This window comes from Pyxidicoccus caerfyrddinensis (assembly GCF_010894405.1).
Classification (GTDB): domain Bacteria; phylum Myxococcota; class Myxococcia; order Myxococcales; family Myxococcaceae; genus Myxococcus; species Myxococcus caerfyrddinensis.
In genome coordinates, this window is the sequence record NZ_JAAIYA010000027.1 from 16,476 (window position 1) to 26,453 (window position 9,978).

The 9,978-nt window shown below is 69.3% G+C and carries 9 protein-coding genes and 1 pseudogene; 9 read left to right on the forward strand and 1 reads right to left on the reverse strand.

All coding sequences use genetic code 11. The features are described 5' to 3' along the window. Positions 1–211: 211 nt before the first annotated feature. The 9 genes from G4D86_RS42340 to G4D86_RS42380 all read left to right on the forward strand — a co-directional run bounded on the left by G4D86_RS42340 (position 212) and on the right by G4D86_RS42380 (position 9,636). Positions 212–1,510: an ABC transporter substrate-binding protein gene (locus G4D86_RS42340; RefSeq protein WP_164000283.1), complete on the forward strand. Its 1,299-nt coding sequence runs from the start codon at positions 212–214 to the stop codon at positions 1,508–1,510. After that, positions 1,497–2,303, forward strand: a complete 807-nt coding sequence (locus G4D86_RS42345) for an ABC transporter ATP-binding protein (protein ID WP_164000285.1) — start codon at positions 1,497–1,499, stop codon at positions 2,301–2,303. The genes G4D86_RS42340 and G4D86_RS42345 overlap by 14 nt, the downstream gene beginning before the upstream one ends. 11 nt (positions 2,304–2,314) lie before the next feature. After that, positions 2,315–3,085 (forward strand): ABC transporter ATP-binding protein, encoded by a 771-nt coding sequence (locus tag G4D86_RS42350; protein ID WP_164000287.1) that lies wholly within the window; start codon positions 2,315–2,317, stop codon positions 3,083–3,085. Next, positions 3,082–4,902 carry an AMP-dependent synthetase/ligase gene (locus G4D86_RS42355; RefSeq protein WP_164000289.1) on the forward strand — a complete coding sequence of 607 codons (1,821 nt, stop codon included), beginning with the start codon at positions 3,082–3,084 and terminating at the stop codon, positions 4,900–4,902. Before G4D86_RS42350 ends, G4D86_RS42355 begins: the two co-directional genes overlap by 4 nt. Then, complete coding sequence (locus G4D86_RS42360) at positions 4,899–5,792, forward strand: branched-chain amino acid ABC transporter permease (protein ID WP_164000291.1); 894 nt, start codon at positions 4,899–4,901, stop codon at positions 5,790–5,792. The genes G4D86_RS42355 and G4D86_RS42360 overlap by 4 nt, the downstream gene beginning before the upstream one ends. Positions 5,793–5,811: 19 nt before the next feature. Continuing rightward, on the forward strand, positions 5,812–6,900 hold the full coding sequence (locus tag G4D86_RS42365; RefSeq protein ID WP_164000293.1) for a branched-chain amino acid ABC transporter permease: 1,089 nt from the start codon (positions 5,812–5,814) through the stop codon (positions 6,898–6,900). Between the two features lie 43 nt (positions 6,901–6,943). Further along, positions 6,944–7,864, forward strand: a complete 921-nt coding sequence (locus G4D86_RS42370; RefSeq protein WP_164000295.1) for a transporter — start codon at positions 6,944–6,946, stop codon at positions 7,862–7,864. 211 nt (positions 7,865–8,075) lie between these two features. Continuing rightward, complete coding sequence (locus tag G4D86_RS42375) at positions 8,076–9,044, forward strand: SAM-dependent methyltransferase (protein WP_164000296.1); 969 nt, start codon at positions 8,076–8,078, stop codon at positions 9,042–9,044. Positions 9,045–9,276: 232 nt separating this feature from the next. Further along, the gene (locus G4D86_RS42380) at positions 9,277–9,636 is read left to right on the forward strand and encodes a hypothetical protein (RefSeq protein WP_164000299.1); all 360 of its coding nucleotides are present in this window, start codon (positions 9,277–9,279) and stop codon (positions 9,634–9,636) included. Positions 9,637–9,668: 32 nt separating this feature from the next. Here G4D86_RS42380 and G4D86_RS54390 read toward each other — a convergent pair. Next, positions 9,669–9,773: pseudogene (locus tag G4D86_RS54390) on the reverse strand (hypothetical protein); the annotation flags it as partial. Positions 9,774–9,978 lie beyond the last annotated feature (205 nt).

Sequence of the window (9,978 nt, forward strand, 5' to 3'; positions counted from 1 at the left end):
GCCACGGTGCAGTCCTGCGGTCATCGTGCAGTGCAACCGAGTTGCGCAATGTGTCATTGGCGTGTGTCGTTTCGCCCTGCAAAACACAGCCAAAGAATTCACCGACACATTCCGCCCTGCGAAACCCAGTCAAGGAATTCGTATTTGATATCTTTTCAGGCCCTTTAGTCTGTGGCAAAGCTGCCGCCACCAATCCAGCGGGGAGGATGCGATGCGACGGCTCGTACTCGGGCTCATGGCGGCGGCTCTCGGGTTGACTGCGTGCAAGAAGGAAGAATCCGCGGCGCCTGGAGCTGAAGGCTCGCAATCGCAGTCTCGGCCTGTCTCGGACATCAAGACAGACAAGGGCGTGGACGTGGAGAAGAAGGTCGTCTACGTCGGCGCGCTCAATGACGAGAGCGGTCCGGGGGCGGCCATTGGCAAGCCATTCGCCGCCGGGAAGCGGCTGCTGGCCAGGCAGGTGAACGCCGGCAACAGCGGCCTGCTCCCCGAGGGCTGGAAGCTGGAGCTCGTCGAGAAGGACCACGCCTACAACCCGCAGAACGCGGTCCAGGCCTACAGCGACATCCACGACCGGGTGCTCTTCCTGGGCACCAGCTTCGGCACGCCCAACACCCTGCCCCTGCGAGACAAGCTGGCGGCGGACGGGATGGTGGCCTTCCCGGCATCGCAGTCCTCGGAGATGGCGCGCAACCAGTACACGCCGCCCATTGGCGCCTCCTACAAGATGGAGGCGATGCGGGCCATGGACTGGGCCGTGGAGCACGCGGGCGGCGCGGCCAAGGTGAAGGCAGCCATCGTCTACCAGGGGGATGACTACGGAAAGGATGGCATCGACGGCTGGACGGAGGCGGCGAAGCACCACGGCGTCACCGTCGTGTCACAACAAACCGTGGCACCGGGCCAGAAGGACTTCGCCGCCGTGGTGACGGCGCTCCAGCAGTCGGGCGCCAACTACGTGCTGCTCACGGTGCTCCCCAGCGCGTCGGGGCCCATCCTTGGCACGGCGGCGCAGCTCAAGTACCTGCCCACCTGGGTAGGCCAGACGCCGGCCTGGGTGGACCGCTTCTTCGACCCCAAGGTCATCCCCGCCGCCGTCTTCACGAACTTCTACTGGGCCACGGGGCTCACCTACTGGGGCGACGACGTCCCGGGCATGAAGGACTTCATCGCGCTCCATGGCCAGCACGCGGACATGCCGAAGGACTTCTACACGCTGTCGTCCTACGTCCAGGGACTCGTCCAGGTGGAGGCGCTCAAGAAGGCCATCGAGGCGAAGGACGTCACCCGCGCGGGCTATCTCAAGGCGCTCAAGGGAATCACGGGCACCACCGCGCGCGGCATGGCGGCGGAGCCGGTGGACCTGTCCCGGTTCCCCTATGAGACGTCCGTCAGCGTCCGGGTGCTCAAGCCGGTGATGGACCAGGGCGGCTGGCGTGTCGTCGCCGGCTACGCGAAGCCGAAGGCCCTGGACGCCTCCGCCGCGAAGGCCAGCGATGACAGCAAGTAGTCCTCCCCTCCTCCAGGTCCGCAACCTCCAGGTCGTCTACCACTCGGTGGTGCGGGCCCTCCGGGGCATCTCCCTGGAGGTGCCGCAGCAGGGAGTGGTCGCCCTGCTGGGCCCCAACGGCGCCGGCAAGTCAACCGCGCTGCGCGCCATCAGCGGGCTGCTGGAGCTGCACGACGGCACCATCACCAAGGGCAGCGTCGCGATGTCCGGACAGAACCTCCTGCGCCTGCCCGCGGACGTGCGGGTGCGCGAGGGCGTGGTGCAGATTTTGGAGGGCCGCCGCATCCTCGGCGAGCTGTCGGTGGAGGAGAACCTGCTCGCCGGCGGCTTCGGCATGGGCGCGAAGGCGCGCGCGGAGCTCGTCGAGTCCGCCTTCACCCGCTTCCCGGTGCTCCGGGAGCGGCGGCGCCAGAAGGCCGGCTACCTGTCCGGCGGCGAGCAGCAGCTGCTGGCCATCTGCCGCGGGCTGATGCGGCGGCCGAAGGTGCTGCTGCTGGACGAGCCCTTCCTCGGGCTGTCGCCGAAGGCGGTGGGCGAGGTGTCGGAGCTGATTCAACGCATCAGCGCGGAGGGCGTCTCCGTGCTCCTCGTCGAGCAGAACGCGAGCGTGGCGCTGCGGCTGGCCCACTACGGCTACGTGCTGGAGACGGGGAAGGTGGTGCTGGACGGCCCCGCGGACCGGCTGCGCGACGACCCGGACGTGCAGGAGTTCTACCTGGGCTTCGGACGCGAGGGGCAACGCGGCTACCACGAGCTGAAGCGCTACCGCCGCAAGCGGCGCTGGCTGTCCTGAGGACTCAAGGCATGGCACTGCTCGAGCTCGACAACGTGGGCCTCTCCTTCTCCGGCGTGCGGGCGCTGGACGGCGTCTCGTTCTCCATCGAGGCGGGCGCGCTGCACGCCGTGATTGGCCCCAACGGGGCCGGCAAGAGCAGCCTCTTCAACTGCATCAGCGGCATCCACCGTCACATGGAGGGCCGGGTGCGGCTGGACGGCCAGGAGCTCACGGGCGTGGAGCCCACGGAGATTGCGCGCCTGGGCGTGTCGCGCATGTTCCAGAACCTGGCGCTGTTCGAGCACCTCACCGTGCTGGAGAACCTCCTGCTGGGCCGTCACCAGCGCTACCGGACGGGCCTGCTGCGCAACCTGTTCTGGACGCGCGGCGCACGCGAGGAGGAGGTCCGCCACCGCGAGAAGGCCGAGGAGGTCATCGACTTCCTCGACCTGGAGCACTTCCGGTGGATGCCCGTCGCCGTGCTGCCCTACGGCATCCGCAAGCGCGTGGAGCTGGGCCGCGCGCTGTGCATGGAGCCGAAGCTGCTGCTTCTGGACGAGCCCACCGCGGGGCTCAACCAGGAGGAGACCGAGGACATGGCCAACACCCTCCTCGACCTCCGGCACGAGCTGGGCGTGACGCAGGTCCTCATCGGCCACGAGCTGCGCTTCGTGATGGACCTGGCGACGCAGGTGACGGTGCTGGACCGGGGCCGGGTCATCGCGAACGGGCCGCCGTCCGCGCTGCGCAACGACACCCGCGTGCTGAGCGCCTACGTGGGCGGGACGGTGGCGGCATGAGCACGGCCCTGCCCATGAGTCTGCCGGCGCAGCTCTGGAAGCACGCGGAGGAGCGCCCCCACGCGGTGGCCATCCGCGAGAAGCGGCTGGGCATCTGGCGGGAGCTGTCCTTCCGCGAGTACTTGGAGCGAGTCGCCCACGTGGCCCGGATGTTGTGGGAGCTGGGCGTGCGCGCGGGGGACTCGGTCGCCATCCTCAGCGACAACCGGCCGGAGTGGCTGTTCGCGGACCTGGGCACCCAGGTGGTGGGCGCGCGGACGGTAGGCATCTACCAGACGAACCCGCCGCCGGACGTCGCGTACATCCTCAACGACGCCCGCTGCAAGGTCGTCATCTGCGAGGACCAGGAGCAGTACGACAAGGTGGCCACCGTCGCCGCCGAGACGCCCTCCGTCGAGCACGTCATCGTCCTCGAGCCGCGCGGCCTGCGCGGCGTCCAGGACGCCCGGCTGCGCACGTGGGAGCGCTTCCTGGCGGAGGGACGCGCGCTGGCGGAGCGGGAGCCCGCGTGGCTCCGGACGCAGCTGGCGCAGCGCAATCCGGATGACGCGGCGATGGTCATCTACACCTCGGGCACCACGGGCTCGCCCAAGGGCGCGCTGGTGTCCAGCCGCAACATGCTCCAGGGCTCGGCCACCTTCGTGGAGCAGCTCGGCCTGACGCCCGAGGACAGCGTCGTCTCCTACCTGCCGCTGTGCCACGTGGCGGAGAAGCTGTTCAGCCTGCTGCTGCCGCTCGTCGTGGGCGGCAAGGTCCACTTCGGCGAGGCGCTGGAGACGGTGCAGACGGATGTCGCGGAAGTCTCGCCCACGGTGTTCCTGGGGGTGCCGCGCATCTGGGAGAAGATGCACGCGATGGTGATGGTGAAGATGCGCGACGCCTCGTGGCTCAAGCGCACCCTCTTCGACACCTTCACCCGCCTGGGCGGACGTATTCGCGAGCGCGAGCGCAACGGCCAGCGCCGCTGGTGGGACGGGCTGGTGTGGTTCGTGGGTGACGTGCTCGTCTACCGGCCGCTGCAGGAAAGGCTGGGGCTGCGCCGCTGCCGCTTCCCCATCTCCGGCGCGGCGCCCATCTCCCCGGAGCTCATCACCTGGTTCGACGGCGTGGGCGTGCGCATCTACGAGGGCTACGGGCAGACGGAGAGCGCCGGCACCAGCCACCTCAACATCCCCGGGGCCACGCGCATCGGCACCGTCGGGCGTCCCGTGCCGGGCGTGGAGTGCCAGCTCGCGGAGGACGGCGAGGTGCGGGTGCGCGGCTCCAACGTCTTCCTCGGCTACCTCAACCGGCCGGACGCCACGGCCGAGGTGCGCCAGGACGACGGCTGGCTGCACACCGGAGACCTGGGCGAAATCGACGCCGACGGGTACCTGCGAATCACGGGCCGCAAGCGCGAAATCCTCATCACCTCCGGCGGGAAGAACCTGTCGCCCGAGCGCATCCAGAACGCGCTGAAGAACAGCCCGTACATCAAGGAGGCGGTGGCCATTGGCGACCGGCGCGCCTTCGTCACGGCGCTCATCCAGATAGACGCGGACACGGTGTCGGACTGGGCCCTGCGCCGCAAGATTGCCTTCACCTCGTACACGGACCTCACCACGCAGCCCGAGGTGCTGAAGCTGGTGGAGGAGGAGGTGGCTCGCGCCAACGAGGGGCTCGCCCGCGTGGAGCAGGTGCGCGCCTTCCGGCTCCTCGCGCGCGAGATGACCCAGGACGCGGGCGAGGTGACGGCGTCGCTGAAGGTCCGCCGCAAGGCGGTGCTCGAGCTGCACGCGCCGCTGGTGGAAGCGATGTACGCGAGGAAAAGCGAATGACGCAGCTGCTCCAGCTCAGCATCTCCGGCCTGGCGTTGGGAGCGAGCTACGCGCTCATCGCCCTGGGCTTCTCTGTGGTGTACCGCGCCTCGCGGCTCTTCAACTTCGCGCACGGCGAGTTGCTGAGCCTCGGCGCGTTCCTGATGACGGCGCTGGTGGACGTGCTGCCCTGGTGGCTGGCGCTCTTCGCCGCCGCGGCCCTCACCGGCGGGCTGGCGGCGCTGCTGGAGCGCACGGTGCTCCGGCGCATGGTGGGCCGGCCCGTCTTCACCACCATCATCCTGACGCTGTTTCTCGGGCTGCTGTTGCGCGCCGGCATCGTCATCGCCTTCGGCACGGACACGCGCGGCATGCCGACGCCCTGGGACGCCATGGCGGAGGTGCAGGTGGGCAACGCCACCGTGCTCCTCTCGTCGCTGGTGTCGCTGGGCGCGACGACGGCCGTGCTCGTCCTCATGCACGCGCTCGTGCAGCGCACGCCGCTGGGCGTGGCGATGCGCGCGGCGAGCGAGAGCCAGGAGGTGTCGCTGGCGCTCGGAATTCCAGTGGGCCGGGTGCTGGCCTTCACCTGGTTCCTGGCCGGGGCCACGGCCGCGGTGGCGGGCATCTTCCTGGGGATGTTCCCCCGCTCGGTGGACTCGAACCTGGGCTACGTGGCGCTGCGGGCCTTCCCGGCCATCATCGTCGGGGGCCTGGAGTCGGTGGTGGGCGCGGTGGTGGCGGCGTTCATGCTGGGACTCTTGGAGGTGCTGTCCCAGGCGTACGTCAACCCGCACCTGGGCGCCTTCGGGCACAACTTCCACGCCGTCTTCCCCTACGCGGCGATGATCCTCTTCCTCGTGCTCCGGCCGCGCGGCCTGTGGGGCGAGCACGAGGTGCGTCGGGTCTGAACGACCGCGAGACGACACCATGCCAACCCGCCCCCTGGTGATTCGCTACGAGGACGACCTGCAGCTCTTCCCCGGCCTGTGGCACAAGGCCGGCGCGGTGCTGACGCTGGCCGTCGCCCTGGGCTACCCATGGCTCGCGAGCGAGCGGTGGCTCACCGTCGGCAACCTGGGCCTGGTGGCCATCGTCGGCGCGGCGGCGCTGATGGTGCTCACCGGCTTCGCGGGCCAGGTGAGCCTGGGGCACGCGGCCTTCCTCGCGCTGGGCGCGTACACCGTCGCGGTGCTGGGCAACAAGTGGGGCTGGCCCTTCTGGCTGGCGCTCCCCCTGGCCGGCGCGGTGTCCGCCTGCGTCGGGGTGGTCATCGGCGCCTTCGCGCTGAGGCTCAGGGGCCTGTACCTGGCCATCGTCACGCTGGGGCTGGTGTTCCTCACGCAGCACGTGCTGCTCGCGTACCCGGAGGTGACCAACGGGCTGAGCGGCACGTCCGTCCCCATGTACTGGTGGTTCCGCGGCGACGTGGGCAGCGCGGCCTCGGTGGGTGACACGTGGCAGCTCGGGCCGGTGGTGCTCGGCTTCGAGCGGAAGCTGTACTTCCTCTTCCTGCCGCTGGCCGCGGGCACGGTGTGGCTGACGAAGAACGTGCAGCGGTCCAACAGCGGCCGCGCGATGATGGCGGTGAGAGACCAGGACCTCGCGGCGGAGGTGCTCGGCGTCTCCACGACGCAGGCCCGGCTGCAGGCCTTCGGTGTCTCCTCGTTCCTGGCCGGCATCGCCGGGGCGATGTTCGCCTTCCAGCAGCAGTACATCACCGTCGAGCCGCCGTTCGATTTGAACCTGTCCATCCAGTTCATCGCCATGATTGTGCTGGGCGGGGTGGGAAGCGTCTTCGGAGCGGTCAGCGGCGCGCTCGCCTTCACCTTCCTGAGCCCCCTCGCCGAGTCGGTGGGGCACGCCCTTCCCCTCATCCAGCAGCTCACCTCCGCGCAGCAGGCGACGGTGCTCCTGTCCGTCGTCGTGGTGCTCGTGCTCGTGCTCGAGCCCATGGGGCTGTTCGGCGTGTGGCTGCGCATCCGCCGGTACTTCCAGGCGTGGCCCTTCCGCTACTGAAGGCCGCGCCAGACACGACGTCCACCCCGCAGAGGAGAACCCCATGAATCGCGCGTTCCTCGCTGTCCTGTTCGTAGCTCTCGTATCGGCGACCGGTGCCCAGGCCCAGCAGGCGGACTTCCGGGACTATGAAGCGGGCTTCTTCGTGCCGAACCGGAGCGTCATCGCGCACACGTACCTGCGCCATGCGTCCGCGTCGGGCGAGCGGGACTTCTCGCAGACGCAGGCGGCCTTCCGCGCCACGTACGTACTCAAGAGCGAGAGCGGGCTGGTCGTCGTTCCCTTCGACGTGAGCATGCCGGTGGTGGACGTCACGGTGTTCCAGGCCAACCCGTTGTCGCCGGCGGCGCCCAAGTCGGCGCTCCGTGCGTCGGGCGTGGGTGACCTGACGTACATCCCCACGGTGGGCTACGGCATCGTCCAGAACGCGGAGACGAATACCCATACGTGGTTCGCCTTCACGCCGTACGTCACCATCCCGGTGGGCAGCTACAGCAGCGACCGCTTCCTGAACATCGGCAGCAACCGGTGGACGGTGCGTCCGCAGCTCGTCGTGGGCCAGCGCTTCCTGAAGGCCTTCACGCTGGAGGCCATGGCCAACGTGGGCATCCACGGCGACAACGACGAGTTCCCGGTGCTGGCGGGCACGGAGGTCGCGAAGCTGAAGCTGAGCCAGACGCCGTCGCTCGGCGGCGTCCTCGCGGCGGGCATGGACCTTTCCGCGAGCTTCTTCACGGGCGCGGCGCTCTACATCGACCGGAACGGGCAGCGCACCATCGAGACTCCGGCTGGCGAGGTGGAGGTCTCTCCGAAGCAGACCGTCAGCTCGCTGCGCCTGACGATGGGCTTGCGCATCGAGAAGCTGACCACCGTCATGCTCCAGTTCCAGCCGGACATCTACGGCTCGGCGGGCGTGACGAAGGGCAACTTCGTCGGGGCGCGCCTCACGCACGTCTTCTTCTAGGACGACGGAGGAACAGGTGAAGCGCCGGCTGCCTCATGGCGGCCGGCGGTCGTCATTCCCGCCTTCGCCACCTCGGAACGGAACCAAGCAGCACTGCGAGTGCGCCGTCCCCGATGCCGCCGGACTGTTGACAGATCATCCTCGTGTAACCCGTGATACCGGGAATCCGCGCCCAGTGGCATGCTGGCCGCCGGACTCGAGGAGGCTCGCCATGTTCGACGTCATCAAGGCGGCAAAGCAGCTCAAGAGCGCGGTCCTGGCGGATCCGGAGCACTTCTACACGAACGAGACGGGGGCCTGGGTCACCGGCATGCCCACGCCGCAGGAGATTCGCGTCAGCACGGGGCGCGAGCCCTTCTGGATCAACCTCGGCTACTGGCGGGACGTGGAGCGCGTCGACGAGAACAACTGCGAGCGCGTGGGCGAGCTGTTCAAGACCGCCCAGGAGCAGATGGCGCACCTGCTGGCGAAGACGGCGCGCCTGGGCCCGGACGACACGGTGCTGGACTGCGGCTTCGGCTACGCGGACCAGGACCTCCTCTGGGCCGAGCAGTACCGCCCCGCCCGCATCACCGGCGTCAACATCACCCCGAACCAGGTCCGCATCGGCCGCGAGCGCGTGAAGCTCACGGGGCTCGACGGCGTCATCCGCCTGGAGCAGGGCTCGGCGACGGCGCTGCCCTTCGGTGCCGGTGAGTTCAGCGTCGTCTTCGCGCTCGAGTCCGCCATGCACTTCCGGACGCGCAGCGACTTCCTGCGCGAGGCGTTCCGGGTGCTGCGCCCGGGAGGCCGGCTCGTCATGGCGGACATGTGCCAGAAGACCGACCGCGAGGCCGGCGTGGGACTGCGCCGCCGCCTTCGCCACCGCTACTGGCGCGGCCTGATTGCCTTCCCGGAGGCCAACGTCTGGACGACGCAGCGCTACGTCTCGGAGCTGGAGCGGGCGGGCTTCCAGAAGGCGCGGCTGGACTCCATCTCCGCGGACGTCTACCCGGGGGTCAACACCGCGATTACGGCGCTGCGAGGGATGACGGCCGTCGAGCGCAAGCTCGGCGCCGTCACCGTCGACAAGGTCCGCGAGAGCGTGAAGCAGGCCCGGCTGACACCCCTCGAGCAGACGCAGTGGACCACCCTCTTCAACTGCGACGAGTACGCGGTGGTCTACGCCGAGAAGCCCTGACGGGGTTTGCGTCCGCGGCGCAGGCTGGACAACGGCAGGCGCCATTCCACTGCCCTGGGAAGCGTCAGCAGTGCCCGCCCCCGTCGGCTGAGAGCCTGGCGGAGCGGCGGCAGGAGTAGGGCCGACCTCGCGGGAGCCACCGGGTTTTTCAGTCTTCGCCAGGGCGCGCCAGAGCGCCTCGGCCGACGCGAGGAGGTCCTTCCGGTATACCTCCTCGTTTCGCTCCTCCAGCGTGCGCACCCACTCCGCCAGCGTGCCCCACACCAGCGCTTCGCCCACCCGGGCGCAGCCGGGCATCAGCGCCCCGTCCTGCTCTCCCTTCAAGAGCACCTCGCGCACCAGCGCCCGCGCCGCACTGCCGGGCGCCGGCTGCCCTTCGACGTCCGGGTGCCGGTGCAGGAAGGCGAAGGCGAACGGGCCGGGCAGCCCCAGCGCCCAGTGCGTCAGCGCATCCCAGAAGGTGAAGAAGGCCTCGCGAAAGGTGACGCCGTCCGCTCCGTGCTTGCAGAAGAAGGCCCAGTCCACCTCCCGGCAGAAGGTGTCCTCGTGGAAGGTCCGCACCGTCCGGGCGAAGTGCTGCTTGCTGCCGTAGCGCCGGTACAGGCTGCCCACCGACATCCCCACGGACCGGGCCAGGTCCTCGGCCTTCACGTGCTCGTAGCCATGCCGGCCCAGCACCTCCGCCGAGCTCTGCATCATCCCCGCGAGGTAATGCTCCGCGAACCCCATCCCCTACCCCCTCCTGCCCCCCCTTCCGGGGCGGCCGTCCCGTGGAAGGAATATTACTTCCACCATTCCCTTCTACCGGAGGGGGCTGACATGGTGGGTTGGGAGAGGCTGAGCCCCCTTCTGGGTAGGCCGGCGCGTCTTCGCCTTGCGGGGTACCCCGTGTCGGGGCCGATGTGCGGGCCCGGACTCCGGGGACCGGTATGTG